Origin of the sequence: Pseudomonas entomophila, from assembly GCF_018417595.1 — a bacterium.
In the GTDB taxonomy this organism is placed as follows: Bacteria; Pseudomonadota; Gammaproteobacteria; order Pseudomonadales; family Pseudomonadaceae; genus Aquipseudomonas; species Aquipseudomonas entomophila_C.
In genome coordinates this window covers 5741693-5766256 of the sequence record NZ_CP070982.1, presented here as the reverse complement: position 1 = coordinate 5766256, position 24564 = coordinate 5741693, and the positions used below count along the sequence as shown (strand labels likewise).

26 protein-coding genes are annotated in these 24564 nt (G+C 64.8%); 11 read left to right on the top strand and 15 right to left on the bottom strand.

From position 1 onward, the window contains the following. Positions 1–317: 317 nt before the first annotated feature. Complete coding sequence (gene sutA / locus JYG34_RS25330; protein ID WP_201207493.1) at positions 318–647, top strand: transcriptional regulator SutA; 330 nt, start codon at positions 318–320, stop codon at positions 645–647. Between the two features lie 50 nt (positions 648–697). On the opposite strand, the gene JYG34_RS25325 is transcribed toward sutA, so the two are convergent. The 6 genes from JYG34_RS25325 to lptM are packed head-to-tail and all read right to left on the bottom strand — an operon-like array spanning position 698 to position 5308. Then, complete coding sequence (locus JYG34_RS25325) at positions 698–1393, bottom strand: HAD family hydrolase (RefSeq protein ID WP_213658852.1); 696 nt, start codon at positions 1391–1393, stop codon at positions 698–700. Continuing rightward, positions 1390–2289, bottom strand: coding sequence for a tyrosine recombinase XerC (xerC, locus tag JYG34_RS25320; RefSeq protein ID WP_213658851.1), 900 nt, complete (start codon positions 2287–2289; stop codon positions 1390–1392). The genes JYG34_RS25325 and xerC overlap by 4 nt, the downstream gene beginning before the upstream one ends. After that, the gene (locus tag JYG34_RS25315; protein ID WP_213658850.1) at positions 2289–2996 is read right to left on the bottom strand and encodes a DUF484 family protein; all 708 of its coding nucleotides are present in this window, start codon (positions 2994–2996) and stop codon (positions 2289–2291) included. Before JYG34_RS25315 ends, xerC begins: the two co-directional genes overlap by 1 nt. Positions 2997–3009: 13 nt before the next feature. Next, entirely contained in the window at positions 3010–3840 is an 831-nt protein-coding gene (dapF, locus tag JYG34_RS25310; RefSeq protein ID WP_213658849.1) for a diaminopimelate epimerase, read from the bottom strand. Between the two features lie 4 nt (positions 3841–3844). Then, positions 3845–5092 (bottom strand): diaminopimelate decarboxylase, encoded by a 1248-nt coding sequence (gene lysA, locus JYG34_RS25305; protein WP_213658848.1) that lies wholly within the window; start codon positions 5090–5092, stop codon positions 3845–3847. A gap of 9 nt (positions 5093–5101) precedes the next feature. Beyond that, entirely contained in the window at positions 5102–5308 is a 207-nt protein-coding gene (gene lptM / locus JYG34_RS25300) for an LPS translocon maturation chaperone LptM (protein WP_213658847.1), read from the bottom strand. A 214-nt stretch (positions 5309–5522) separates the two neighbouring features. On the opposite strand from lptM, the gene cyaY reads away from it, so the two are divergent. From cyaY to rnk, 3 genes are all read left to right on the top strand, one after another. Next, positions 5523–5855, top strand: a complete 333-nt coding sequence (gene cyaY, locus JYG34_RS25295) for an iron donor protein CyaY (RefSeq protein WP_213658846.1) — start codon at positions 5523–5525, stop codon at positions 5853–5855. A gap of 1 nt (position 5856) precedes the next feature. Then, positions 5857–6075, top strand: coding sequence for a DUF1289 domain-containing protein (locus tag JYG34_RS25290; RefSeq protein ID WP_213658845.1), 219 nt, complete (start codon positions 5857–5859; stop codon positions 6073–6075). A 157-nt stretch (positions 6076–6232) separates the two neighbouring features. After that, positions 6233–6643: a nucleoside diphosphate kinase regulator gene (gene rnk / locus JYG34_RS25285; protein ID WP_011536336.1), complete on the top strand. Its 411-nt coding sequence runs from the start codon at positions 6233–6235 to the stop codon at positions 6641–6643. Between the two features lie 36 nt (positions 6644–6679). Here rnk and JYG34_RS25280 read toward each other — a convergent pair whose 3' ends face one another. The 4 genes from JYG34_RS25280 to JYG34_RS25265 form a co-directional block, all read right to left on the bottom strand. After that, positions 6680–7522, bottom strand: coding sequence for a hypothetical protein (locus JYG34_RS25280; RefSeq protein ID WP_213658844.1), 843 nt, complete (start codon positions 7520–7522; stop codon positions 6680–6682). A gap of 97 nt (positions 7523–7619) precedes the next feature. Then, positions 7620–10484, bottom strand: coding sequence for a class I adenylate cyclase (locus JYG34_RS25275; protein WP_213658843.1), 2865 nt, complete (start codon positions 10482–10484; stop codon positions 7620–7622). 168 nt (positions 10485–10652) lie between these two features. Further along, on the bottom strand, positions 10653–10898 hold the full coding sequence (locus JYG34_RS25270) for a TIGR02647 family protein (RefSeq protein ID WP_011536333.1): 246 nt from the start codon (positions 10896–10898) through the stop codon (positions 10653–10655). 51 nt (positions 10899–10949) lie between these two features. Next, positions 10950–11252 carry a hypothetical protein gene (locus JYG34_RS25265; protein ID WP_011536332.1) on the bottom strand — a complete coding sequence of 101 codons (303 nt, stop codon included), beginning with the start codon at positions 11250–11252 and terminating at the stop codon, positions 10950–10952. A 147-nt stretch (positions 11253–11399) separates the two neighbouring features. Between JYG34_RS25265 and JYG34_RS25260 the strand changes: the two genes are divergently transcribed. Continuing rightward, a complete protein-coding gene (locus tag JYG34_RS25260) occupies positions 11400–12062 on the top strand; it encodes a glutathione S-transferase (RefSeq protein ID WP_213658842.1) in 663 nt (220 codons plus the stop codon). A gap of 63 nt (positions 12063–12125) precedes the next feature. On the opposite strand, the gene argH is transcribed toward JYG34_RS25260, so the two are convergent. Further along, positions 12126–13520 (bottom strand): argininosuccinate lyase, encoded by a 1395-nt coding sequence (argH, locus tag JYG34_RS25255; RefSeq protein WP_213658841.1) that lies wholly within the window; start codon positions 13518–13520, stop codon positions 12126–12128. Between the two features lie 295 nt (positions 13521–13815). Between argH and JYG34_RS25250 the strand changes: the two genes are divergently transcribed. From JYG34_RS25250 to JYG34_RS25230, 5 genes are all read left to right on the top strand, one after another. After that, positions 13816–14565, top strand: a complete 750-nt coding sequence (locus tag JYG34_RS25250) for a LytR/AlgR family response regulator transcription factor (RefSeq protein ID WP_044488561.1) — start codon at positions 13816–13818, stop codon at positions 14563–14565. A 162-nt stretch (positions 14566–14727) separates the two neighbouring features. Further along, the gene (hemC, locus tag JYG34_RS25245) at positions 14728–15669 is read left to right on the top strand and encodes a hydroxymethylbilane synthase (RefSeq protein ID WP_213658840.1); all 942 of its coding nucleotides are present in this window, start codon (positions 14728–14730) and stop codon (positions 15667–15669) included. Continuing rightward, a complete protein-coding gene (locus JYG34_RS25240) occupies positions 15666–16433 on the top strand; it encodes a uroporphyrinogen-III synthase (RefSeq protein ID WP_213658839.1) in 768 nt (255 codons plus the stop codon). The genes hemC and JYG34_RS25240 overlap by 4 nt, the downstream gene beginning before the upstream one ends. Before the next feature lie 46 nt (positions 16434–16479). Next, positions 16480–17580, top strand: a complete 1101-nt coding sequence (locus JYG34_RS25235; RefSeq protein ID WP_213658838.1) for a uroporphyrinogen-III C-methyltransferase — start codon at positions 16480–16482, stop codon at positions 17578–17580. Continuing rightward, positions 17577–18815: a heme biosynthesis protein HemY gene (locus JYG34_RS25230; protein WP_213658837.1), complete on the top strand. Its 1239-nt coding sequence runs from the start codon at positions 17577–17579 to the stop codon at positions 18813–18815. The genes JYG34_RS25235 and JYG34_RS25230 overlap by 4 nt, the downstream gene beginning before the upstream one ends. Positions 18816–19089: 274 nt before the next feature. Here the strand turns inward: JYG34_RS25230 and JYG34_RS25225 are convergent, their stop codons facing one another. Genes JYG34_RS25225 through JYG34_RS25210 form a run of 4 tightly spaced genes read right to left on the bottom strand, consistent with a single transcriptional unit; the run spans position 19090 to position 22220 of the window. After that, on the bottom strand, positions 19090–19833 hold the full coding sequence (locus tag JYG34_RS25225) for a penicillin-binding protein activator LpoB (RefSeq protein ID WP_213658836.1): 744 nt from the start codon (positions 19831–19833) through the stop codon (positions 19090–19092). A 3-nt stretch (positions 19834–19836) separates the two neighbouring features. Further along, positions 19837–20424, bottom strand: a complete 588-nt coding sequence (gene lpoB, locus JYG34_RS25220) for a penicillin-binding protein activator LpoB (RefSeq protein WP_213658835.1) — start codon at positions 20422–20424, stop codon at positions 19837–19839. 21 nt (positions 20425–20445) lie between these two features. Continuing rightward, positions 20446–20814, bottom strand: a complete 369-nt coding sequence (locus JYG34_RS25215) for a YcfL family protein (protein WP_213658834.1) — start codon at positions 20812–20814, stop codon at positions 20446–20448. A 14-nt stretch (positions 20815–20828) separates the two neighbouring features. Further along, the gene (locus JYG34_RS25210; RefSeq protein WP_213658833.1) at positions 20829–22220 is read right to left on the bottom strand and encodes a COG3014 family protein; all 1392 of its coding nucleotides are present in this window, start codon (positions 22218–22220) and stop codon (positions 20829–20831) included. Positions 22221–22497: 277 nt separating this feature from the next. Between JYG34_RS25210 and JYG34_RS25205 the strand changes: the two genes are divergently transcribed. Continuing rightward, on the top strand, positions 22498–24429 hold the full coding sequence (locus tag JYG34_RS25205) for a cytochrome c/FTR1 family iron permease (RefSeq protein WP_213658832.1): 1932 nt from the start codon (positions 22498–22500) through the stop codon (positions 24427–24429). Positions 24430–24564: the final 135 nt, after the last annotated feature.

The window sequence follows — 24564 nt, the reverse complement described above, 5'->3', positions numbered from 1 at the left end:
AAGCCATCGGGTGTTTCTGGTGCTTTGCTTTTTCTGCGAGCGCGCTAGAATGCGCGCCGAAGGAAGCTGGACGAGTAGTCCACACACTTCGCCACCCTTTGCTAGGCTTGCCAATAGCCTGTGGCCAGCAAGGGTACAACATATTTTCGTCAGGCCTTGCCAGGAGCAGGGCCTGCAGGGTGCCAGGCCCCCCATGAGGGGGCGGACACCCAGGGCAGTGGCCAACCCACGGCCAGTTGAATTTTCACTGGTGGCTGCCGGTCTACGGCTGCACCGGTCTATAACTAACCTGCTTTTCGCAAGTCATGAGGTAGAACATGAGCGACGACGATCTGGAAAATGACGACCTCGAAGTAGGCGACGAAGACGAGGGCGATGAAGGCCTCGAAGCGGCCGCTGACGATGGCGCGGAAGACGCTGGCGATGACGACAGCAGCCCCGCACCCGCTGCCAAGGGCAAATCCAAGGCGGCTGTCTCGGTAGACGAGATGCCGAGCATGGAAGCCAAGCAGAAAGAGCGCGATGCGCTGGCCAAGGCGATGGAAGAATTCCTGTCGCGCGGTGGCAAGGTGCAGGAAGTGGAGGCCAACGTGGTCGCCGATCCGCCCAAGAAGCCGGACAACAAGTACGGCAGCCGCCCTATCTGAGTGGCTGAATGCAAAAGAGCCCGCCGTCGCTGCGGGCTTTTTTGTGCCTGTCAGCGCCAGCGGGATAGAACGTCGGGCAATTGCGACAATCTTTGGATTTCCGCATCCGGCGCCTTTTCACCGGCCCAGACCTTGCGCTGCGGGTTGAACCACACCGCTCGCAGCCCTGCGCGCTGGGCCCCGGCGATGTCATCGCCCGGGTGGTCGCCGACGTGCACCGCGGCCCCCGCGTCCACAGCGCCCCGCTTCAGGGCTTCCATGAACGGTGCCGGGTCGGGCTTGCCGATACCCAGGTCCTCGGCGCACAGCGCGAACTGGAAGTAGTCCGCCAGCCCCAGCCGGCGCACGTCGGCATTGCCGTTGGTGACCACGCCGAGGGTGTAGTGGTGGCGCAGGATCTCCAGCACTGGCTGCACCTCGGGAAACACCTCGATCTGGTGCCGGGCATGCAGGAACACCTCGAAACCCTCGTTGGCCAGCTCCTGGGCGTGCTTCTCGCTGTAGCCGACTTCTTCCAGGGCGTGGAACAGCACGCGACGGCGCAAGGCGCTGATACGGTGCTTGAGGCCCGGCTCGGCTTGCACCAGCCGCTCGCGAATGGCGAACAGGTGCTCGATCGGCACGCCACCAAGGATCGGTGCATTGGCTGCCAGCCAGTCGCGCAGGACGGTCTCGGCGCTGGCGATCACTGGCGCGGTGTCCCACAGGGTGTCGTCCAGGTCGAAGGTGATCAGCTTGATGCTCATGATTCGTTGCCTTTGCTGCGTTTGGCCCGGGGGTGGGCGCTGTCGTACACGGCGGCCAGGTGCTGGAAGTCCAGGTGGGTGTAGATCTGCGTGGTGCTGATGTCGGCATGGCCAAGCATCTCCTGCACCGCGCGCAGGTCCTGGGACGACTCCAGCAGGTGGCTGGCGAAGGAGTGGCGGAGCATGTGCGGGTGCAGGTGCTGGCCCAGCTCGCGTTCGCCGAAGGTCTTGACCCGCATCTGGATGGCCCGTGTGCTCAAGCGGTTGCCCTGGCGGGTGATGAACACCGCGCCGTCCCGAGGGGCGGCGATGCCACGCAGCCTGAACCATGCCTGCAGCGCTTCGCGGGCCTTGCGCCCGACCGGCAGCACGCGGCTCTTGCCGCCCTTGCCGAGTACCTGGACCAGCCCGCCGGTCAGGTCCAGGTGTTCCAGATCGAGGCCGGCCAGCTCCGACAGGCGCAGGCCCGAGGAGTAGAACAGTTCGAGCATGGCCTGGTCGCGACGGGCGATGAAGTCATCGTCGACGCCGCCATCGAGCAACTGCAGGGCGCGGTCGGTATCCAGGGTCTTGGGCAGGCGGCGCTCGCCCTTCGGTGGTGCCAGGCCGTTGGCCGGGTCGTGCTGGCACAGGCCTTCGCGGTTGAGGTAGCGGTACAGGCCGCGCACCGCCGAGAGCAGACGCGCCAGGCTGCGCGAGGACTGGCCATGGTGGTGCTGGCGCGCCACCAGTTGGCGCAATTGCTGGACCTGCAGCGTATCCCAGCCGGCAATGCCTTGGTTGTTGCAGAATTCGATGACTTTCTCAAGATCGCGGCGGTAGGCCAGCAGGGTGTGCCCGGACACCTGGCGCTCGTTGCGCAGGTGTGCGCAATAAGCTTCCAGCTGGCGTTCCATCAGCGCACCGAGCGCAGCGTCTGGGTGAAACGCGGCAGCACGCGGCCGAGCACCTCGGCGATGTAACTGAGGAACAGGGTGCCGACACTGCTCTTGTAGTGCTGCGGGTCGCGGCTGCCGATCGCCAGCACGCCATGCAGGCCCTGGTGTTCGAGGGTGGCCACGGCGCTGGAGCCGACTTCCTTGTGTGCCGTGTCGCCGAACAGGAAGGCCAGTTCGTGCTCGCGCAGGCTGCCGCTGATGGTCTTGCCGCCGCCGATCAGGCCGCCGATGGCTTGTTGCGCCTCGGCGCCCGGGACCCAGCGGCCGACCGGCGCGGCGTTTTCGCCGAACAGGATCAGGCTGACGAAGGGCACCTGGAATTCCTGGCGCAGGCTGTCCTCGACGGCCATCACCACTTCTTCCAGGCTGCTGGCATCGAGCAGGTCGAGGATCAGCCGGCGGGTCTTGTCGAACAGCCGGTCGTTGTCGCGGGCCACGTCCATCAATTGCGACAGGCGATGGCGCATTTCGATGTTGCGGTCGCGCAGCAGCTTGAGCTGGCGCTCGACCAGCGACACGCTGTCGCCGCGCTGGTGGGGGATGCGCTGCTCGAGCAGCAGCTCGTCGTGCTCGGCGAAGAAGCTGGGGTGGGCGCGCAGGTAGGCGACCACGGCGTCTTCGTCGAGCGCGTTGGCCTGGGGTGCAACGTTAGGCTGATCGGTCATGGCGGATACTCGCTTAGAGACGAACCTGTCCTTCGAAAACGCGTACAGCCGGGCCGGTCATCAGCACAGGCTTGCCGGGGCCGGCCCACTCGATGCTCAGGCGCCCGCCCGGCAGGTCGATGGTCACCGGGGAGTCCATCCAGCCTTGGGCGATGGCCGCAACGGCCGCGGCGCAGGCGCCGGTGCCGCAAGCTTGGGTCTCGCCTGCGCCGCGCTCCCACACCCGCAGGTTGGCACGGTGGCGGTCGACGACCTGGATGAAGCCGGCATTGACCCGCTGCGGGAAGCGCGGGTGGTGCTCGATCTTCGGTCCCAGTTCGTGGACCGGCGCGGTGCGCACATCGTCGACGCGCAGCACCGAATGCGGGTTGCCCATGGAAACGGCAGCAATCTGGTGCACTTGGCCATCGACCTCAAGCGGGTAGCTCAGTGCCTGCTCATCGGCGATGAACGGGATTTCGGCGGGCACGAAACGCGGCGGGCCCATGTCGACGCAGACCTGGCCATCGTTGCGCACATCCAGTTCGATGATGCCGCCCTTGGTTTCGACGCGGATACGCTTTTTCGCGGTCAGGCGCTTGTCCAGCACGAAGCGGGCGAAGCAGCGCGCGCCGTTGCCGCACTGCTCGACCTCGGAGCCGTCGGCGTTGAAGATCCGATAGCGGAAGTCCACGTCCGGGTTGCTGGGGGCCTCGACGATCAGCAGCTGGTCGAAGCCGATGCCGGTGTTGCGGTCGCCCCATTGCTTGGCGTGCTTGGGTTGGATATGGGCGTGCTGGCTGACCAGGTCGAGGACCATGAAGTCGTTGCCCAGCCCGTGCATCTTGGTGAAACGCAGCAGCATGGGCTTACTCCGGCAGCAGGCTTTCGCCGGCGAACAATTCGGCGACGGTCTCGCGGCGACGCACTTCGAAGGCCTGGTCGCCGTCGACCAGCACTTCGGCGCAACGGCCACGGGTGTTGTAGTTCGAGCTCATGACGAAACCATAGGCGCCCGCGGAGCGGACGGCCAGCAGGTCGCCTTCGGCCAGGTCCAGTACACGGTCCTTGCCCAGGAAGTCGCCGGTCTCGCAGATCGGGCCGACCAGGTCGTAGAGACGGCCTTCGCCTTCGCGGGGCTTGACCGCGCTGACGTCCATCCAGGCCTGGTACAGGGCCGGGCGGATCAGGTCGTTCATCGCAGCATCGATGATGGCGAAATCCTTGTGCTCGGTGTGCTTGAGGTATTCCACGCGGGTCAGCAGCACGCCGCCGTTGGCGACGATGTAGCGGCCCGGCTCGAACACCAGGGCCAGCTCGCGGTCGCCGACGCGTTCGCGGATGGCTTGGATGTAGTCGGCCAGCACGGGGGGCTGTTCGTCGCGGTAGCGCACGCCGACACCGCCGCCGAGGTCGAGGTGGCGCAGGTGGATGCCGCACTCGGCCAGGCGGTCGACCAGCACCAGCAGGCGGTCGAGGGCATCGAGGAAGGGCTCGACGGTGGTCAGCTGCGAACCGATGTGGCAGTCGACGCCGACCACGTCCAGGTTGGGCAACTGCGCGGCGCGCACGTAGATGGCTTCGGCGTCGGCGATGGCGATGCCGAACTTGTTTTCTTTGAGGCCGGTGGAGATGTACGGGTGGGTGCCGGCATCGACGTCCGGGTTCACACGCAGTGAAACCGGGGCCGTCTTGCCCATCTCGGCGGCGACCACCTGCAGGCGCTCGAGTTCGTCGGTGGACTCGACGTTGAAGCAGTGCACGCCCACTTCCAGGGCGCGACGCATGTCTTCACGGGTTTTGCCGACACCGGAGAACACCACGCGATCGGCACGGCCGCCGGCGGCCAGGACACGCTCCAGCTCACCACCGGAGACGATGTCGAAGCCTGCGCCCAGGCGCGCCAGCAGGTTCAGTACGCCCAGGTTGGAGTTGGCCTTGACCGCGAAGCAGACGAGGTGCTCGACACCTTGCAGGGCGTCGGTGTAGCTACGGTACTGGGCCTCGATGTGGGCGCGGGAGTACACGTAGGTCGGCGTACCGAAGCGTTCGGCCACGGTCGACAGGGCCACCCCTTCCGCGAACAGCTCGCCGCCGCGGTAGTTGAATGCATCCATGGGATTTCCTTACGGCGCGGGAGACGGCTCGGCCTGCTCTTGCTGCTCCGGCGTCTGCTGTTTGGCCGGTTGTGCGTGCTGGTGCTGGTGCGACTTGCGCGGGCCTTTGCCGTCCTTGCCGTCTTCGGGCAGGTACAGGGGGCCTTTCTGACCGCAGGCCGAAACGAGGCAGGCAACCGCGACCAGCGCCGCGAGGGAGGAAATCAGGCGTTTCATGGGTGAAATCCTTGGAAATATGCAGTATTGCGGCCGAGTATACCCAGCGACCACCCGATTGCCTATGCAAGCGCCGGCCCGCCTGGCGGGCGTGCCCCTTTCGCCGGCTTGCCGGCGAAAGGGGCACGGATCAGCGCTAAACTTTGCAATCGCGACCAACCGGCCTTATCGTGCCCGGCTTGCGTGTATGCAGCCATTTTTCGAGGTTCCTGCAATGAGTTTGAGCGAAGCGCGTTTCCACGATCTGGTCGACGCGACCCAACAGGCGCTGGAAGACCTGTTCGACGAGAGCGACCTGGACCTGGACATGGAGAACTCCGCCGGTGTGCTGACCATCAAGTTCGACAATGGCAGCCAGCTGATCTTCAGCCGCCAGGAGCCGCTGCGTCAGCTGTGGCTTGCCGACCGCTCCGGCGGTTTCCACTTCGACTACGACGAGGAAAGCGGCAAGTGGGTGTGCGAGAAGACCGAGGAGCTGCTCGGTGAAATGCTCGAGCGCATCGTCTGGGAGCGGGCCGGCGAGAAGCTGGATTTCGACGAGATCTGAGATGAGTGACCTGCCTCGGCCGCCCAAGCCGCTTTACAGCAATGTCAGCCCGGCGGTGCCGTCACCTTGTATCAGCGTGTGTCGGCTGGACGAGCACAAGGTTTGCACCGGCTGCCACCGCCATGTCGAGCATATCCGCGAGTGGCGCGCGGCCGACGATGAACGACGCCGGCAGATCTGCCGCGAGGCCGATGTGCTCAAGGCCCGGTCCGGACGATAGCCACAGGTTTCCTGCGGGCTTGTGTATTTGCCCCGCTGTGGTAGTGTCAGGTTCTGCGTCATCGACGCCAGAAGCATTTCGCAAACCCCGCCCTTGGGCGGGGTTTTGCTTTATCTGTCTGTGGAAAATCGCCTGTTCAAAGGAGTCTGACTGGATCATGAGCACCAAGCCCTCCCTCATCCTCACCCGCTTGGACGTGCAGCGTCTCGAGCGCCTGCTCGACAGCCTCGATGAAAGCACCCCGGGTGTGCTCGCCCTGCAGGACGAGCTGGACCGCGCCGAGCAGGTCGTCGGTCATGAGGAGGTGCCGGCTGGCGTGGTCACCATGAATTCCCGCGTGCATTGCCGTGAGATCGCCAGTGGCAAGGATTACCACCTGACCCTGGTGTACCCGAAGGATGCAGGGCCGGAAGGCAATGTCTCGATTCTCGCGCCGATCGGTTGCGCGCTGCTGGGCTTGTCGGTGGGCGATCAGATCGACTGGCCCGCGCCTGGCGGCAAGACCCTCAAGCTCGAGCTGCTGGCTGTCGAGTATCAACCGGAAGCGGCGGGCGACTTCGACCTCTGAACGGGACTGAGGTGGCGGACTGCCGCCTCTTGTCGGTCAGCCAATGACCGATGCGCGGAGGCGGTTGGCGTGGATACAGTTGTCCACGATCCTGCCCCTCAGCGACCAGTCGGTATTGATGATCCGGAAATGCTGGATGTAGCTGTTCAGGTCCCGGGACTCGAACCAGGCGTCAATCTTGTCATGGAAGTCGTCGGGTACAAAAAATGGCCAGACATACTTGGCGCACTGGATTGATGTCAGCGGCAAGCCGGCATCGCCGTATGTGGCCACCTCATCCATGTAATCCTTCAGTTTGCTGGCACTGGGTGTGTTTTCGCCAATCCAGCGATGGTTGACGCTCGGCCAGTACTCGGGTGGGGTGTGACCTGTATCGTAACCAATCACCACCGTCTTGCCTGGATGCTGGCTCCACAACTGGTCCAGCGTGAGCCCATGCAGTGAGTAGGGAATCATTCGCGGGCTCAACTCTGAGAGTACGGCCTGCAACAACCGGTGCTCGTCGGCGTCGAAGTCACTGAACTCATGAAAGTCGAGTATGACGATTTCCCTGGCATTGTCCGGGTTGGCGTAGAAACCGTTCAGCGCGTCGACTATGTCCTCCTGGATCGTGCGCCCGGACGAACTGAGGTGGAACAGCTGAAAACGCAGGGGGCTGTTCCTTGAATGGTGTGGATGTGCCCTAACGCGCAAGTCCAATACACGGATCCCGCCGCGAATCTGCTCGATGCAGGGAACGTCCTGGGTGATTTCGTTAGGCAGGTTCATGCCCGATGCCAGTTTATCCATGCCGGAATCGTGTGAACCAGGCAGGATGAGCTGATCTATGCGCAGGCGTCCCAGTTCAGGGTGAGCACCCATCCAGTGTTCTTTGTTCATGACTGCACTCTCGTTTGGTTTGTTGGAGAGTGCGTAGGATGCTTCCCACAAAATCCCGCTTGTCAGCGAGAAATCCTTCCTGGAAGTGAGACGTTTCTCAGGGTTCCAGTGTCGCCTGCAAGCGTTCCAACCCTTCATTGAGCGCCTGTTCCAATTGACACTTGTAGCGTAGGTAGAGGCTGGTCGAGCCCTGGTCGTCACCCAGCAGCTCGGAAAGGTCCAGGTCGGTGATGTAGCAGCGGTAGCTACCGGCACTGCGCCGTTGGCGCAGGATCTGCCGAGCCACCACGCTGTACAACTGGTCGCCATGTTCCAGCTCGGAGTACTCCTGCTGGTCGCAATAGAGCGTGACATGCACCTCGTCGCCAGCGCCGGCCTGGAGAATCGCCTGTACCTCATAGTACGGCCGGTCGCGCCCGTCGATTGGCGCCTGCCGTGGCTCCAGACCGCGCGCCTTGCCGATGCCGGAGGGCAACAATTGGTAGTAGAAAATGTCCAGCGAGGCTTGCTGCAGGCTGTCCAGCGGCAACTGCGCGTCGCGGCGCATCACCATCGATTGCAGGAAGCGTTGCAGGGGCAGCAGCAGGTGAAGCTCGTCCTGCAGGGCCAGGCGCTGCTGCCAGAGCGCGTTGTATTCGTCCAGCACATAAAGGTCGGCCCACCCATCGAGCAGGCGGTAGAACACCTGGATGCACTGGGGCTGGCCCTGGCCAAGCACCAGCGGCAGGTCATAGTCCTGCAGCGCATTGGCGTCGAGGTGCAGCGGGCTGTAGCTTTCGCGCTCCTCGCCGAGCGTGTCGAGCAGCGCGCCATGCTCGTCGAGGGTGGCCAGCGTCACTTGCCCGGGTTGCAGCTCCAGCACATGGGTATGCCGGGCGACCTGTAGCAGGTAGCGGTGATTGAGGTTCTGGTCGAGCAGCAACTGCACGGTATCGAAAATGCCCTCGACCCGTTGGCTGATGGCCTGGGCCCGGTTGTGGCAGTAGCAGCGCACCCGCACCCGCGGGCGGTGGCTGCGCTGGCCGAGGCTGTTGAGGAAGTCGCGCAGGCAGCGCACCAGCGCGTGCTCGCCGTCGTAACGCTGCACCAGCACTTCGTTCCAGCTGTTCAAGGTGATCTGGTCGAGGGTCAGCACCAGGTTCTCGCGCACCCCGGCATAGCTCAGCGAGTCGGTGCGCTCGGTGGTCATCAGGATGTTCAGGTCGCGGTGATGGCGCAGCGGGTCCACCCCCACATTGACCAGCAGCAGGATCTCGTCGGCCACGCTGGGTTGCAGCAGGCGCACTTCGCTGACCGTTTCCAGGGGCAGGGGGATGCTCTGTTGCAGGCTGCCGATCAGGTTGAACAGTTCGAACTCGCTGAGATCGCTTGCGCCTGGGTGCAGGGCCAGGCGCGTGCTGCTGTCGATGACGCCGTTGCGGTGGGCCCAGGTCAGGAGTTCGAGTAGCTCCCGGCAACGCTTGATGGGGCTGAAATGCTCCCATTCGTGCACGCCCAGGTTGCCGTTGTACAGGCCCCAGTGATGGGTGCCCGGCTCCTTGCGGTTGGGCGATTGCACGAGCGTCAGGGTGTCTTCGGCCAGGTCGGGCGCGATCCCCGGGTTGATCACCTCGATCTTGCCGGCGCGGCGCTCGAAAGCGGCGTAGAGACGCCGGCCCAGCACGTTGAGGTCGCGTTGGTCGGCGCGGCTGTTGGCATTTTGTTCACGGGCGAACTGGGTGAGGAAGCGATAGCTGTGGTTCAGCTCGGCCACCAGTTCGCGGCGCTCGACCGCGACCTGACGTACCTTCCACTGGCTGCGGCTGTCGAGCAGTGCCAGCTGCCGTTCGTCCCAGCCCCATTGCTCGGCGAGGCGTGCCAGCAACTTGCGCTGCCAGCCAGCGTTGCGCGAACGGCCCAGGTCGCCGAGCTTCTTGTTCACTTTCAGGTAGAGGCTGCGGCGCACCAGTTCCAGGCGCGCTGTCTCGCCGCGGCGCAGCAGGTACTGCTCGATGCGCCGGTAGACCATGACATAGGGGTCGAGCTCGTCCAGGTCCAGGCGGTTGGCGAACACGGCCTGTTTGAAGTCCAGGCTCAGGCAGCGCACATGGGGGTGTTCGCTGGCGTAGGTTTCGGTGAGCAGCAGCTTGAGCAGCGACTTGTAGGGTGAGTCGATGCCCTTGTACAGCTGCCACAGCCCAGCGCCGACGTACTCACCGGGTGGAATGTGCGCCAGGTGGCCGAGGTCCAGGGCATCGGTCACGCGGATGAAGCGCTTGGACAGCAGGGTCTGGGTGTAGTCTCGGTAGTTATGCTCCTGGTACACCGGCACCAGCCACCACAGGGGCGTGCGCCCGGCGAGCCAGAGCGCGGTGCGGTAGAACTCGTCGAGCAGCAGGTAGTGCTGGGTGGTGCCGCAATCGTCCGAGCTGAGCCGGCTGTCGCGCTCGCCCTGGACAAAGCCCTGGGGCTCGATCAGGAACAGGTGCGCCTCGGCACCCTGGGTGGCGGCCCAGTCCTCGAGCAACTGGCACTTGCGCCGCAGTTCGCCCAGCGCCTGTTCGTCCAGGCCTGGGGCATGGCACACCCACACATCCATGTCGCTTTGCTCGGCCTGGGCCAGGGTGCCGAGGCTGCCCATCAGGAACAGGCCGTGGATGGGCTGGGGTGGGTTGCCGTGGCGGGCCTTGTAGGAGAACGATCGGGTCAGGCGCTGGGCCTCGGCCAGCAGCTCTGTATCCGGCTCGAAGCCTGAAACGCCGGCAGGGGTGTTGCCCGAGACATAGCCCGGCAACAACGGGTGGTTGACGTGGAAAAACAGCGGCAACAGCGTGAGCACCTGCTGCTGGCGCGTGGACAACCCTTCCAGCGCCCGTGCCAGCCGCCCCTGGTTGATCTTCAGAAACCGCGCACGCAGCCTGGACAGCTCCTTGCGGTCGATGCCTTGGTCGATATCGGGGCGGATTTCATGGGGGTGGTTCATTGCGCGCTCAGGCAGGCCGGGGAAGCATTGGCGAGTTTAGCCTGAGCGCGGCGCTCGGATAAGCGGAAAGTGGCTTTTTGACGCCATTTTTCCAGCACCGTTCGTCGTTGCAGGAGCCCGCTTGCTGGCGAACCGCGTAGCAATGCCGTTCGCCAGCACGATGATCGATCAGGCAGGCTGTGCGGTCTTCAGAATGGTCAGCAGCTGTTGGACGCTTTGCGCGGCATCCAGGCCCAGGCTGGTGAGGTAGCCGCCATCGGGCTGGTCGGTCAGTTGTTTGTCGTGCAGGCGTTTCGCGGCGGCGATCAGGGCAGGGGAGGCATTGCTGTGAACCTTGATGCCTTCCTGGTGGCTGTCCAGGTTGAACAGGGCGAGGACTTCCAGTTCGGCGATCAGTTCGGGGGTGAAGGACATGGGCGACTCCTGACTTCCAGACAAGGATGGAAGTCAGGAGTGTAGTCAGGCTTATTCGATATCGCCTTGATCCGCCTCAGGTGGCAGCTCCGGCAGGGCGCGCAGGGCGGTTTCGTACCACTCGGTGTCGAAGGGGCGGTCCTCGTCGAGCATGGCGTCGATCTCCACGGCCAGCACATGGGCCATGAGGTTGAGGATGTCTTCGCGCTCGTAGCCGACCAGGGTCAGCTTGTTGAAGGTGGCCTTGGCCGCTGGGGGCTCGCCGCTTTCGATCTGGTTTTCGATGGCTTGGGTGAGGGTGGCCTCGGTGAAGGCTTCTTCGTCGTTGCCGTCGATATCGTCGTGCTCGCTCATGGCGGTGCTCCTGTGGTGAAGCGCACAGTGTGCCATGCCTGCGCCGGCAATGCCCGGCCATCAGCGCCGGCCATGGCACTGGTCAAGGTGACGCGGGAGGGCTATAACAGCCGGGCCAACCCCATACGGCCTCGGAGGCTGTCTCACATGCTCAAGCTTCATGGATTCGCGGTCAGCAACTACTACAACATGGTCAAGCTGGCCCTGCTGGAAAAAGGCCTGCCTTTCGAGGAAGTACCGTTCTTCGGTGGCCAGGCGCCCGAGGCATTGGCCAAGAGCCCACGTGGCAAGGTGCCGACGCTGGAGACCGAGCACGGTTTCGTCAGCGAGACCGGCGTGATCCTCGACTACATCGAGCAGACCCAGCCCGGCAAACCGCTGCTGCCTGCCGATGCCTTCGGCCAGGCGAAGGTACGAGAGCTGCTTCGAGAGATCGAGCTGTACATCGAACTACCGGCACGCACCTGCTATGGCGAGGCGTTCTTCGGCGTGGCGGTGGAACCGCTGATCAAGGAGCGTGCACGGGCCGACCTGCTGGCAGGCTTTGCCACGCTCAAGCGCAATGGGCGTTTCCAGCCTTATGTGGCGGGTGAGCAACTGACCATCGCCGACCTGATGTTCTGCTTCTCGGTCGACCTGGCTTACGCCGTGGGCAAGAAAGTGCTGAACATCGACTTCCTGGCGGACTTCCCGCAGGCGGCGGCGTTGCTGGAAAAACTGCGCGGGAACCCGCACATGGCGCGGATCGTGGCAGACAAGGACGCGGCGATGCCGGCGTTCCAGGAGATGATCAAAAGCGGCAAGCGATAGGCTTGCAGCGGTTCGCCGGCAAGCCGGCTCCTACTGTAGGAGCCGGCTTGCCGGCGAATGCAGTCAACGCGAAGCCAGCAAGGCCTTGCCGCGCGCCACGGCTGCGCGCACCTGCGCCGGCGCGGTACCGCCGATGTGGTTACGCGCATTTACCGAACCTTCCAGCGTCAGCACCGCGAACACATCCTGTTCGATCTGGTCGCTGAACTGGCGCAGCTCGTCCAGGCTCATCTCGGCCAGGTCCTTGCCGGTGTCGACGCCGTACTTCACGGCATGGCCGACGATCTCGTGGCAGTCACGGAACGGCAGGCCACGGCGCACCAGGTAGTCGGCCAGGTCGGTGGCGGTGGAGAAGCCGCGCAGGGCCGCTTCGCGCATGATCGCGTGCTTGGGCTTGATCGCCGGGATCATGTCGGCGAAGGCACGCAGCGAGTCGCGCAGGGTGTCGGCGGCGTCGAACAGCGGCTCCTTGTCTTCCTGGTTGTCCTTGTTGTAGGCCAGTGGCTGGCCTTTCATCAGGGTCAGCAGGCCGGTCAGGGCGCCGAACACGCGGCCGGTCTTGCCACGCACCAGCTCCGGCACGTCCGGGTTCTTTTTCTGCGGCATGATCGAGCTGCCGGTGCAGAAGCGGTCGGGCAGGTCGATGAACTGGAACTGGGCGCTGGTCCACAGCACCAGCTCTTCGGAGAAGCGCGACAGGTGCATCATCGCAATGCTCGCGGCGGCGCAGAATTCGATGGCGAAGTCACGGTCCGAGACGCCGTCGAGCGAGTTGCCGGCCACGGCTTCGAAGCCCAGCAGCTTGCAGGTCAGCTCGCGGTCGATCGGGTAGGTGGTGCCGGCCAGCGCGGCGCTGCCCAGCGGCATGCGGTTGGCGCGCTTGCGGCAGTCGACCAGGCGCTCGTGGTCGCGGCTGAGCATTTCGAACCAGGCCAGCAGGTGGTGGCCGAAGGTGACCGGTTGGGCGGTCTGCAGGTGGGTGAAGCCGGGCATGATGGTCTCGGCTTCGCGCTCGGCCTGCTCCAGCAGGCCCTGCTGCAGGCGGGTGATCTCGCCCAGGATCAGGTCGATCTCGTCGCGCAGCCACAGGCGGATGTCGGTGGCCACCTGGTCGTTGCGGCTGCGGCCGGTGTGCAGCTTCTTGCCGGTGATGCCGATGCGGTCGGTCAGGCGTGCCTCGATGTTCATGTGCACGTCTTCCAGGTCGACGCGCCAGTCGAAGTTGCCGGCCTCGATCTCGCCCTGGATGGTCTTCAGGCCATCGATGATGGTGTCGCGTTCTGCGTCGCTGAGCACGCCGACCTGCGCCAGCATGGTGGCGTGGGCGATCGAACCCATGATGTCGTGGCGATACAGGCGCTTGTCGAAATCGACCGAGGCGGTGAAGCGGGCGACGAAGGCGTCGACGGGCTCACTGAAGCGGCCGCCCCAGGACTGATTGGTCTTGTCGGTGCTCATGGATTCACTCTTTGAAGGCGTGAACGGAAAAAGTGGCGCCGATCATAGCAGGGTTGCGCCCACCGCCGCAGGGCGCTGGTCGAGAGAAGCGCGCAGGCAAGGGGCGGCGGCATATTGAACGATTGAACGGCAGTGTTCCACGGACCGTCTACAGTTGGACAGAGGACTGGCGGTGAATCTGCCAGGCCAGTGAATCTTTGGCCTTCGCACCGGTCTGTAGCGTGACCGTTTCCGGTCTCCCCACACTTGTCTACGCTATACCCGTGCGAGACTCACTCAGGAATCCAGCGCAATTATGAATGTCCTGATCGTTGATGACGAACCCCAAGCCCGCGAACGCCTGAGCCGGCTGCTCGGCGAGCTGGAGGGCTACACCGTGATGGAGCCCAGCGCCACCAACGGCGAGGAGGCCCTGGCACTGATCGAGAGCCTCAAGCCCGATGTGGTGCTGCTGGACATCGGTATGCCCGGCCTCGATGGCCTGCAGGTGGCCGCCAAGCTGTGCGAGCGCGAGGCGCCGCCGGCGGTGGTGTTCTGCACCGGTGACGACGAATACGGCAGCCAGGCTTTCAAGGAGAGCACCTTGAGCCATGTCGACAAACCCATCCAGCCCCAGACGCTGCGCGACGCCTTGCGCCGCGCGGAAAAACCCAACCGCGCCCAGCTGGCGGCGCTGACCCGGCCCACCAGCGATGAGGGTGGCGGCCCGCGCAGTCATATCAGCGCCCGTACCCGCAAGGGCATCGAGCTGATCCCGCTGCCGCAGGTCATCTATTTCATCGCCGACCATAAATACGTCACCCTGCGCCACGAAGCAGGCGAGGTGCTGCTCGACGAGCCGTTGAAGGCGCTGGAAGACGAGTTCGGCGAGCGCTTTGTGCGCATACACCGTAACGCCCTGGTCGCCCGCGAGCGCATCGAAAAGCTGCAGCGCACGCCACTGGGGCATTTCCAGCTTTATCTGAAAGGCTTGGAAGGGGATGCACTGACCGTCAGCCGCCGGCATGTGGCCGGTGTGCGCAAGATGATGCAGACGCTGCACTGAATCGCCCATTCGCGGGTAAACCCGCTACCACAGGAGATGGTGCAAAACCCTGTGGGAGCGGGTTTACCCGCGAATGGGCTGCATGGATTGCTGATCTGAATCTGCGGGAACAGCCGGAGGAGCTGTTATCATCGACCGCATTTCTTTGGATCGGGGCGTTTCATGTCCACTCGCGAAATCCGCATTGCCACCCGTAAAAGTGCCTTGGCCCTGTGGCAGGCCGAATACGTCAAAGCCCGTCTCGAGCAGGCCCATCCTGGCCTGCAGGTCAGCCTGGTGCCCATGGTCAGCCGTGGCGACAAGCTGCTCGACGCACCGCTGGCCAAGATCGGCGGCAAGGGTTTGTTCGTAAAAGAGCTGGAAACCGCCCTGCTGGACAACGAAGCCGACATCGCCGTGCATTCGATGAAGGACGTGCCCATGGATTTCCCCGAAGGCCTGGGCCTGTACTGCATCTGCGAGCGCGAAGACCCGCGCGACGCCTTTGTCTCCAACACCTTCGAGAGCCTCGAGGCACTGCCGGCCGGCAGCGTCGTCGGCACCTCCAGCCTACGCCGCCAGGCCCAGTTGCTGGCGCGTCGCCCCGACCTGGAAATCCGCTTCCTGCGCGGCAACGTCAACACTCGCCTGGCCAAGCTCGATGCCGGCGAATACGACGCCATCATTCTCGCTGCGGCGGGCCTGATTCGCCTGGGTTTCGAGGGCCGCATCACCTCCACGATCAGTGTCGATGACAGCCTGCCGGCTGGCGGCCAGGGTGCCGTGGGCATCGAGTGCCGCAGCGCCGACAGCGAGATCCACGCGCTGCTGGCGCCGCTGCACCATGCCGACACCGCCGACCGCGTGGTGGCCGAGCGGGCCCTGAACAAGCGCCTGAACGGCGGCTGCCAGGTACCGATTGCCTGCTACGCGGTGCTCGAAGGCGAACAGCTGTGGCTGCGCGGCCTGGTTGGCCAGCCCTCCGGCGGCACCTTGCTGGTGGCCGACGCCCGGGCGCCACGCGCCAATGCCGAAGCACTCGGCGTGCAGGTCGCCGAAGCCCTGCTTGATCAGGGCGCCGAGGCGATCCTCAAGGAAGTCTATGGTGAGGCCGGCCACCCGTGAGCCCCTGGCGCCTGCTGCTGACCCGCCCTGAAGAGGACTGTGCGGCACTGGCGCGGTCGTTGGCCGATGCAGGCATTGCCAGTGCCAGCCTGCCCTTGCTGGCCATCGAACCGGTCGAACTGGAGCCCCGGCAACAGGAGCTCCTGGCTGAGATTGGCCAGGCGCAAGCGATCATCGTGGTGAGCAAACCGGCTGCGCGGCTGCTGCTCGAGCAGCTTGACCAGGCAGGCGTCGAACCGCCGCGTGCCGGCTGGTTCACGGTTGGGGAGGCCACGGCGAGCGTACTTCAGGCGCGTGGGCTTTTGGTGACTTTCCCTACAGGAGGTGATGACAGTGAGGCCTTGCTGGCTCATCCATTCCTACGTCAGGCTATCGCACTTCCTACATCACGCGTCTTTATTGTCCGTGGCGTAGGAGGTCGCGAACTGCTGGCCGAGCGTCTTGCAGAGCAAGGTGCTAGTGTCGATTATCTGGAACTGTATCGCCGTTGCCTGCCGCACTACCCGACCGGGACCCTGGCGCAGCGCATCGATGGGGAACGCCTCAATGGCCTGGTGGTCAGCAGTGGGCAGGGTCTTGAACACTTGCATCAGATAGCGGGGACGGACTGGTCGCGGCTTTCGCGCCTGCCGTTGTTCGTGCCTAGCCCGCGGGTCGCCGACCAGGCCCGCGCGCTGGGTGCCCGCGAGGTTGTGGATTGCCGTGGCGCCAGTGCCGCGGCCTTGCTGGCAGCCGTGCAGCGAACCGCTGCGCCTGCCTTTTAAGGCGCTAAGCTAGAGAACGATGCGCCACCATGCAAAGGATGGATACGTGAGCGAAACTGTCTTGTCCAACACGGAACAGCCCACGGCGCCCGACGCGCCGCAAACCTCCACCGCCACGCCCGCCCGACGCTCCGGCAACGGCTTGGCACTGCTGGCCCTGTTGCTGGGCGCCGCCGGAGTCGCCGTAGGCGGCTGGGGCGTCTTGCAGGTGCGCCAGCTGCAGGGCAGCGAGCAAGGTCAGGGCGAGCACCTGCAGGCACTCACCCAACGGGCCGACGCGTTGCAGCAACGCGAGCAGCAGCTGACCGCGCAACTGGCCAGCCTGCCGGCTGCCGGCGAACTGGAAGACCGCCGCCGCCTGGTGGCGCAGTTGCAGGGCGACCAGCAGCGCCTGAGCCAGCGGTTGGAAACCGTGTTGGGCGAGAGCCGCAAGGAGTGGCGCCTGGCTGAGGCCGAGCACCTGCTGCGCCTGGCCACGCTGCGGCTGTCGGCGTTGCAGGACGTCACCAGTGCCAAGGCCCTGGTCGAAGGTGCCGACGAGATCCTGCGCGAGCAGAGCGACCCGGGTGCCTTCGCGGCGCGCGAGCAGCTGGCGCGCAGCCTGGCCACGCTCAGCAGCACCCAGCAGCCCGACCGCACCGGCCTGTTCCTCAAGCTCGCCGCCCAGCGAGAGCTGGTGCAGCAGCTCAGTGCCCAGTCGCCGGAGTTCGCCGCCGACGCCGACGCCATGGGCGCCCTGACCAATGAAGGTGATGGCGCCAGCCGCTGGTCGCAGTGGTGGGCCGAGATCTCCAAATACTTCCAGATCGAGTTCAACGCTGATGACAACGTGCGCCCGCTGCTCTCCGGGCAGTCGCTGAATCAACTGCGCCTGGCCCTCAGCCTGACCATCGAGCAGGCCCAGTGGGCGGCGCTCAATGGCCAGGAAAAGGTCTACAACCAGGCGCTGGATGACGCCCGCAGCGTGCTGCTGGCCAACTTCAACCCGGACAACCCGCAAAGCAAGGCCATGCTTGACAGCTTCAACCAGCTCGCCGAGCAGCCGGTGTCGGTCGTGACCCCTGACCTGAGCGAGAGCCTGGCGGCGGTACAGGCTTATATCCAGCGCCGCCACCTGCCGGCCCCTGCCGAAGGGGCCAAGCCATGAAGCGTGTCTACCTGCTGGCGGTGTTGGCGATCGTGATCGCTGCGGCGCTGGGCATCGCCATTGCCAAGCACAGCGGCTACGTACTGATCTCATACGGTAGTTTTCGTTATCAGTCGGGCCTGTGGGCGGCGCTGGGCGCGCTGGTCGGCATCGTCTTGCTGTTGCTGGTGCTGCGCTATCTGATCGGGCTGGTGCTGACCTCGACCGGCGTGGTCAACCCCTGGTCGCGCCGCAACCGCGTCCGTCGCGACCGCATCGCCATCGAGCAAGGCCAGCTGGACCTGGCCGAAGGCCGCTGGACCAGCGCTCAGCGCCATCTGCAGCGGGCCGCCGAATCCGCACGCCAGCCGTTGCTCTATTACCTCGGTGCTGCTCGTGCAGCCAACGAGCTGGGACGTGTCGAAGACCGCGACAACCTGCTGGAGCGTGCCCTGGAGCGTCAGCCCCAGGCTGAACTCGCCATTGCCCTGGCCCATGCCCAGTTGCAGATGGACCGTGGCGAAAGCGAAGGTGCCCTGGAGGCCCTGCTGGCCATGCAGGAGCGCTACCCGAACAACGCCCAGGTGCTGCGTCTGTTGCAGCGCCTGCATCTGGAACGCGGTGACTGGTCGGCGGTGATCCGCCTGTTGCCGGACCTGCGCAAGCACAAGGTGCTGCCGGCCAATGAACTGGCTGAGCTCGAGCAGCGTGCCTGGGGGCGGAACCTGGGGCTGGCGGCGACCCGCGGTGAAGATCCGCAGGCGGCGCGCCAGGCGCTCGAACGTGCTTGGCAGCAGCTCACCGCCGCACAGCGCCAGGAGCCCCAGTTGGTTCTGGCTTATGCCGAGCAACTGCGCCAGGTGGGTGCGCAGGGTGAAGCCGAACAGGTGCTGCGTGGGGCGCTCAAACGCGGCTACGAAAGTCATCTCGCCCGGCTGTATGGCTTGGTGCGAGGTGATGATCCGGCGCGTCAGTTGCAGACAGCGGAAGGCTGGTTGAAGGAGCATCCGCAGGACCCGAGCCTGCTGCTTACCCTAGGCCGTTTGAGCTTGCAGAACCGTCTTTGGGGCAAGGCCCGGGATTACCTGGAAAGCAGCCTGCGCATGGAGCGCAACCCGGAGGCATGCGCCGAGCTTGCGCGTCTGCTGGCGGGGCTGGGTGAGACCGAGCGCAGCAACCAGTTGTTCCAGGAAGGGCTGGGGCTGCTGGATGAGCGTTTGTTGGCGCTGCCGTTGCCTGAGGGCGTGCGCGCCTGAGTTGAGAATGTTGGGTTTCTCGAGGTGTTCGACGGGCGTGTTGCAGCGCCTATGAGATCGAGCGCCGCCCGCGCGGCGCATCGCGGATGAATCCGCTCCTACATTTGTTGCAACGTGCCGCATCTGTGAGGCCATGGTTGCCCGCCTTGGCGCTTGGCGACATACCGTGTCGTGCCGCGCTGGCCCGAAACAAACCTGTAGGAGCGGATTCATCCGCGATGCGCCGCGTGGGCGGCGCTCGATCTCACAGGCGCTGTAGCTCTACCGTCGGACCTTATTGCAGAATCCGCGCCGGCTCATCCGGCGGCAGGTTGTCCCGCCCCCGCGGTTGCCGGGCTTGCCCCGGGACCGAGCCACCCAGCTGTTCAGCCAGCTGCTGCGCCACATCTTCCCCCAGCGCCTTCGACACGTCGCGCACCACCCGCGGGCGGTTCAGCGTCACGCTGCGGTCGCGGCTCTTCACCAGCTTGGTGTCCTGCCCTTCACCCATGGCGGTGAACGCCGAGGTGATCTCGTAGGTGCGGGTGTTGATCAGGCTGAAGTCGGCGACCACGGTCAGGCCCAGCACCGCCGAGTAGCTGTCGGTGTGGTCCAGGGCGTTGATGTCTTCCTGGAAGTCGATGTCCGACAGGGTGCCGAACAGCACGTAGTCGGCGCCCTTGAACGCACCGTTCTTGATGCGGCGGATCACGTCGTACACGTCTTCCTTCGAAGCGGCGGTGTAGGGTGTGCCCTGGACCAGCTGGAACAGGCCGCTCTTGAGGATCTCACCCTTGATGTCGCCACCGAACTTGCGCACTTCGGTCTGCTCGATGTAGCTGTTGAGGCTCTCGTACTCGCTGTAGCTGGACTGGCCGCTGGCGCTGTACAGGCTCGACTGGTGGCTGTTCTGGGCCTCGACGGTGTGGATGTACTCCTCCACCCGCTCCTGGTAGGCCAGGTCGGTCACCGCCACCTTGGGGGCCGCCTGGGCGCCGAACGCCCAGGCCAGGCCGATGATGGTCATCCATGCACGCATCGATCAGCGCTCCGTGGTCTTGCGGATTTCTTTTTCGTCCATCCATTCGGCCAGGCCGCTTTCCACGTCGATCAGCTGCAGGCTGAACTTGTAGAACACGTCCTTGTAGTCACTGCTGCGCTTGACGATCGAGCTGATCGAACCTTCCAGGCGGTACTTGGCGGCGATCATGTTGCCGGTCTTGGCCACGCTGTTCTTCTTGTACAGGCCGCTCTGGTTCTGCAGCTTGAGCTGGTCGACCTGGCTCTGCATCTCGGTGTTGTCGCTGGCGAAGCGGGCTGCGCCGGACTTCATCAGCTGGGTCTTGATCGAGGTGGTGATCTCGCGGGTATCGATGTACTCGCTGGTCTTGTTCTTCACGTCATACACCTGCACCACCGGGCGGCCGTGCAGCACGCCGGACTGGGCCAGGGAGCGGGTCATGCTCTCGGCGATCATCTGCAGGTCGGTGGAGCCGAACTCGTTGGTGACCAGCTCGACGGCCTTGTTGTCGCCGTAGCTGATGTTCTTGCCACCGAGAACCGGGGAAGGGGTGCTGCAGCCACTGACCAGGGCGATGGCGACGGCGGCGAGGGAAAGGCGTGCAAACATGGGAAATGCTCCTGAAAGGGGTTACCGGGTGTGGACTTCGAGGCGGAAGTCGGTGGCCTTGGGCGTCGGGGCGATGGCGGGCAGGTACTTGGCCTGCTTGCCGTACAACGGCAGGGTTTTCCAGGACTCTTCGTCAGCCACCGGGAAGCCGTCGTTGCCCAGCCAGGCAAAGCGGTAGTACAGGGTCTGGTTGCTGCGGCCGGTGTTGTTCAGCGCCACATTGACGGTGAGGAAACCGTTTTCGCGGGCGACCCGCATCTGGCCGATCTCGATGTTGTCCAGCTGGCCCATGGTCACCACCTTGCTGGCGGCGCTGCCCGGGGCAGGGGGCGGGGTGGCACAGCCGGCCAGGAGGGCGACGGCGGCCAGGGCGAGGCATGTTCTGCGCATGATCGATCCTTGACTTACTTGAGGCTGGCCACGGCTTGCGCCGTGGCCTGTGGGGCGACTTCGACGGCCGGGCCGCCGGCGAACACACGGTTGCCGACCACACGCAGGCTGACCACCTGGTACGGGCGATCGACCTTCACGGTGACCTGGGTGCCACCGAGGCTCGACGGCAGGCTCAGGTGATGCTCGCCTTGTTTGAGGCGCACCCGGGCGACTTGGGTCTCGTTCGGCAGGGTGCGCCAGGTGCGGGTGTCGGCACCCTCGAGCACGGTGCCGGCGATACCCACCACCAGGCCAGCCATGGGGTTGGCCTTGTTCAGGTTTTTCTGCGCCACGCCGCGGCTGATGGCGCGCACGCTGGTGCGCAGGATGATGCCGGGCATGTCGTCGCGCAGGGCGCGGCGCGACATGGCGCTGGTGCTGTTGAGCGCGGTCAGGGCCAGGGCTTTGTCATTGAGCTGGATCTCGCCCAGGTGCGCGGTCGAGGTGTCGTCCTTGATGATTGGGAACGACAGCGGGGTGATCACCAGGTTGTTGTCGATCGGCAGCGGCAGGGGGATGCGGATCGAGTCGCGGCTCGGCGCCAGGCCGGTCTGCACCACGATCAGCACGTCGCTCTCGCCAGGCTTGGCGCTGTTCTTGTCGAGGTCGAGCAGGGCCTGCTCCAGCAGCGGAGTCTTCGGCCGCAGTTCGGCGGCCTTGCGGTAGCCCGGCGCAGCCAGGCCTTTCTCGCCCAGGGCTTCATAGACGAAACCGGACAGGTAGTGGCTGAAGGCGCTCTGGTAGCTGTTCTTCAAACCCACCACGTCAGGGGCGTCGAGGCTGGCGACCGGGTAACCCTGCAGGTCCTTGTACTCGGTCTTGATGCCCTCTTTCTCGGCTTCTTCCTCGCGCTTGAGGTATTCCTTGTCGCGCAGTTCGGCGATGACCGCCTCGCGTTCGTGGGTCTTCTTGATTTCGGTGCGAGCGCCGTCGAAGTCGTTCTGGGCCAGCAGGTTCAAGGCCATCTGCGTGGTCAGCATGACTTTTTCGTAGTCGTAGCCTTCGTAGCGGCGAACTTTGTCGTTGACCAGGTAGCTGCCGAATTGGCTCAGGTACTTGTCGGTGTCGAGCTTGACCGACTCTTCCCACTGGAACACCACGCTGTCGGCCGCGCGCCAGGCGTCCTGGCTACCCTTGAGGTCGCCCTTGGAGCGCAGCAGTTCACCTTTCTCGAAGTAGTAGAGCAGGTCTTTCTGCTCGCCCTTGTTATGGCTTTCCAGCAAGGCGAGGGCGGCATCGACATTGCCGGCGGCCAGTTGCTGGTTGGTTTCCTGCAGTTCGCTGTCGTAGCTGCGGAACACCGAGCAACCAGTTAGCTGCACGGCGGCGACCAGGGTCGCCAGGGTTAAGGCGCGGGATACCATCGGACTTCTTCTTTCCCTGAAACAATTGAGCCGCGCAGGCGGGGGCGGCAGATCCCTCTGTTCATCGCCAGAGCCTCCGGATGGAGGCGCCTTGATTGCAAATGGCTATTAAGGCGGCGCGGGATTATACCCAAAGTGATAGTTAAATGATGGCCAAATGACTCTTATTTTTCACGCGGTGCCGCCATACGGATAGCTGTCTGTCAAATGTGGATGTTGCAAGAATTTTCATGAAATCCGCCGCTGAGCCTTGAGAGAAGGGGAGTGGAAGTGAACAATGTTCTCTTTCGTATTACCGTCGAGATTGGCCATGATTTCCCGTTCCCGTCTTCTCGCCTTGTTGGTGTGGCCGCTACTGGCCCTGGGCAGCACCCTGGCACTGGCCGAGGCCCCGGCCGACGCGGGCAAGGCCCTGCACTTGCTGGACTACATCGGTGCCGACTATCCGCCGACGGTGCGTGACGGCAAGGTGGTGGACACGGGGGAATACCGTGAGCAGCAAGAATTCAGCGCGCTGCTGGCCGAGCTGGTCGAAGGCTTGCCGGCCAATGCCGAACGCGCCGGGCTGGAGCAGGGGGTGCAGGCGCTGCGCCAGGCCATCGAGCAACGCCAGGACGGCAGCGCCGTTGCCCGCCAGGCCCGCCAGTTGGGGGCGCGCCTGGCGGTGGCTTACGAAGTCAGCCAGGCCCCGGTGATCACCCCGGATGCGGCCCGTGGCGCAACGCTGTATGCGCAGAATTGCTCGATCTGCCACGGCGACACCGGGCTGGGCGACGGCCCGGCAGGTGTGGGCCTGGAGCCTGCCCCGGCCAACCTGCGCAACGCCGAGCGCCTGGACCAGCTCAGCCTGTTCGACCTCTACAACACCCTCGGCCTGGGCATCGACGGTACCGAAATGCCATCGTTCGCCGACCAGCTCGACGAGCGCCAGCGTTGGGACGTGGCCGCCTATATCGCCAGCTTCACCGCCGATCCGCAGGCGGCCAAGGGCGACAAGACCTGGAACATCGCCGACCTGGCCCGCCAGACCCCAGCCGAAATCGCCGCCAATGAAGGCGCCGATGCCGTGCCGGCATTCCGCGCCCAGCGCGCCCAGCCGCCGCAGGCCAAGCGGGGCCCGGCGCAACTGCTCGACTACACCTCCAGCACCCTGGACAAGAGCCTGGCGGCCTACCGCGCCGGTGACCACGACCAGGCCTACGACCTGTCGGTGGCGGCGTACCTGGAAGGCTTCGAGTTGGTGGAAAGCTCGCTCGACAACATCGACACCCAGGTACGCAAGGACACTGAAAAATCCCTGATGGCCTACCGTCAGTCGCTGCAGGACGGCCTGCCGCTGGCCCAGGCCGAACAGCGACTGGCCGAGGCCAAGGTCAAGCTCGCCCAGGCTGCCAAGCTGCTGGGCAGCGATGGCCTGAGCTGGTCGTTGAGCTACATCTCCGGCTTGCTGATCCTGTTGCGCGAGGGCGTGGAAGCAATCCTGGTGCTGGCAGCGATCCTCGCCTTCCTACGCAACACCGGCCAGCAGTCGGCGGTGCGCAGCGTCAACATTGGCTGGGGCCTGGCGCTGCTCGCCGGCTTCGGCACCTGGGCCCTGGCGGCCTACGTGATCGACGTGGGCGGCGCGCAGCGTGAGCTGCTCGAAGGCTGCACGGCGTTGTTCGCCTCGGTGATGGTGCTGTGGCTGGGGGTGTGGATGCACGACCGCCGCCACGCCGCCGCCTGGCAGAACTACATCAAGAGCAGCCTGGTCAGCGGCGGCGGGCGCTTCGGCTTCGCCTTGCTGGCGTTCTTCTCGGTGTACCGCGAGTTGTTCGAAGTGATCCTGTTCTACGAGACCCTGTGGCTGCAGGCGGGCCCGGCCGGGCACCAGGCGGTGCTGGCCGGTGGCGCCACCGCGCTGGTAGTGCTGGTGGGCCTGGCCTGGGTGATCCTGCGCGGTTCGGCCAAGCTGCCGCTGGCGTTGTTCTTCAGCATCAACGCTGGGCTGCTGTGCGCGTTGTCGGTGGTGTTCGCCGGGCATGGCGTCAAGGCGCTGCAGGAGGCCGGCGTGCTGGGCACGCGGCCGGTGGCATTCTTCGAGTTCGACTGGCTGGGGATACATGCCGATGCGTATTCGCTGGGTGCCCAGGCGCTGGCGTTGCTGGCGGTCATGTTCCTGTATGGGCGCAGTTGGCTGGCCGAGAAGCGCAGGGCGACGGCCAGCTGAGATTGGTGGTGGCCTCTTCGCGGGTGAACCCGCTCCCACAGGTGCCCCATTCGTCCGCAAAGCCGGCGCCTACAGGTATGGTACTGATCGCGCGATCCCTGTAGGGGCGGGTTTACCCGCGAAGAGGCCGAACCT

Bases quoted from the DNA above. Each gene is read 5' to 3' on its own strand.
- cyaY (WP_213658846.1), top strand. From the start codon at position 5,523: ATGAGTTTGAGCGAAGCGCGTTTCCACGATCTGGTCGACGCGACCCAA.
- JYG34_RS25280 (WP_213658844.1), bottom strand. From the start codon at position 7,522: ATGAACAAAGAACACTGGATGGGTGCTCACCCTGAACTGGGACGCCTG.
- sutA (WP_201207493.1), top strand. From the start codon at position 318: ATGAGCGACGACGATCTGGAAAATGACGACCTCGAAGTAGGCGACGAA.
- rnk (WP_011536336.1), top strand. From the start codon at position 6,233: ATGAGCACCAAGCCCTCCCTCATCCTCACCCGCTTGGACGTGCAGCGT.
- JYG34_RS25275 (WP_213658843.1), bottom strand. From the start codon at position 10,484: ATGAACCACCCCCATGAAATCCGCCCCGATATCGACCAAGGCATCGAC.
- JYG34_RS25250 (WP_044488561.1), top strand. From the start codon at position 13,816: ATGAATGTCCTGATCGTTGATGACGAACCCCAAGCCCGCGAACGCCTG.
- JYG34_RS25205 (WP_213658832.1), top strand. From the start codon at position 22,498: ATGTTCTCTTTCGTATTACCGTCGAGATTGGCCATGATTTCCCGTTCC.
- JYG34_RS25215 (WP_213658834.1), bottom strand. From the start codon at position 20,814: ATGCGCAGAACATGCCTCGCCCTGGCCGCCGTCGCCCTCCTGGCCGGC.
- lptM (WP_213658847.1), bottom strand. From the start codon at position 5,308: ATGAAACGCCTGATTTCCTCCCTCGCGGCGCTGGTCGCGGTTGCCTGC.
- JYG34_RS25325 (WP_213658852.1), bottom strand. From the start codon at position 1,393: ATGAGCATCAAGCTGATCACCTTCGACCTGGACGACACCCTGTGGGAC.
- xerC (WP_213658851.1), bottom strand. From the start codon at position 2,289: ATGGAACGCCAGCTGGAAGCTTATTGCGCACACCTGCGCAACGAGCGC.
- lysA (WP_213658848.1), bottom strand. From the start codon at position 5,092: ATGGATGCATTCAACTACCGCGGCGGCGAGCTGTTCGCGGAAGGGGTG.
- JYG34_RS25260 (WP_213658842.1), top strand. From the start codon at position 11,400: ATGCTCAAGCTTCATGGATTCGCGGTCAGCAACTACTACAACATGGTC.
- hemC (WP_213658840.1), top strand. From the start codon at position 14,728: ATGTCCACTCGCGAAATCCGCATTGCCACCCGTAAAAGTGCCTTGGCC.
- JYG34_RS25225 (WP_213658836.1), bottom strand. From the start codon at position 19,833: ATGCGTGCATGGATGACCATCATCGGCCTGGCCTGGGCGTTCGGCGCC.
- JYG34_RS25210 (WP_213658833.1), bottom strand. From the start codon at position 22,220: ATGGTATCCCGCGCCTTAACCCTGGCGACCCTGGTCGCCGCCGTGCAG.
- JYG34_RS25315 (WP_213658850.1), bottom strand. From the start codon at position 2,996: ATGACCGATCAGCCTAACGTTGCACCCCAGGCCAACGCGCTCGACGAA.
- JYG34_RS25230 (WP_213658837.1), top strand. From the start codon at position 17,577: ATGAAGCGTGTCTACCTGCTGGCGGTGTTGGCGATCGTGATCGCTGCG.
- dapF (WP_213658849.1), bottom strand. From the start codon at position 3,840: ATGCTGCTGCGTTTCACCAAGATGCACGGGCTGGGCAACGACTTCATG.
- JYG34_RS25270 (WP_011536333.1), bottom strand. From the start codon at position 10,898: ATGTCCTTCACCCCCGAACTGATCGCCGAACTGGAAGTCCTCGCCCTG.
- argH (WP_213658841.1), bottom strand. From the start codon at position 13,520: ATGAGCACCGACAAGACCAATCAGTCCTGGGGCGGCCGCTTCAGTGAG.
- JYG34_RS25290 (WP_213658845.1), top strand. From the start codon at position 5,857: ATGAGTGACCTGCCTCGGCCGCCCAAGCCGCTTTACAGCAATGTCAGC.
- JYG34_RS25265 (WP_011536332.1), bottom strand. From the start codon at position 11,252: ATGAGCGAGCACGACGATATCGACGGCAACGACGAAGAAGCCTTCACC.
- lpoB (WP_213658835.1), bottom strand. From the start codon at position 20,424: ATGTTTGCACGCCTTTCCCTCGCCGCCGTCGCCATCGCCCTGGTCAGT.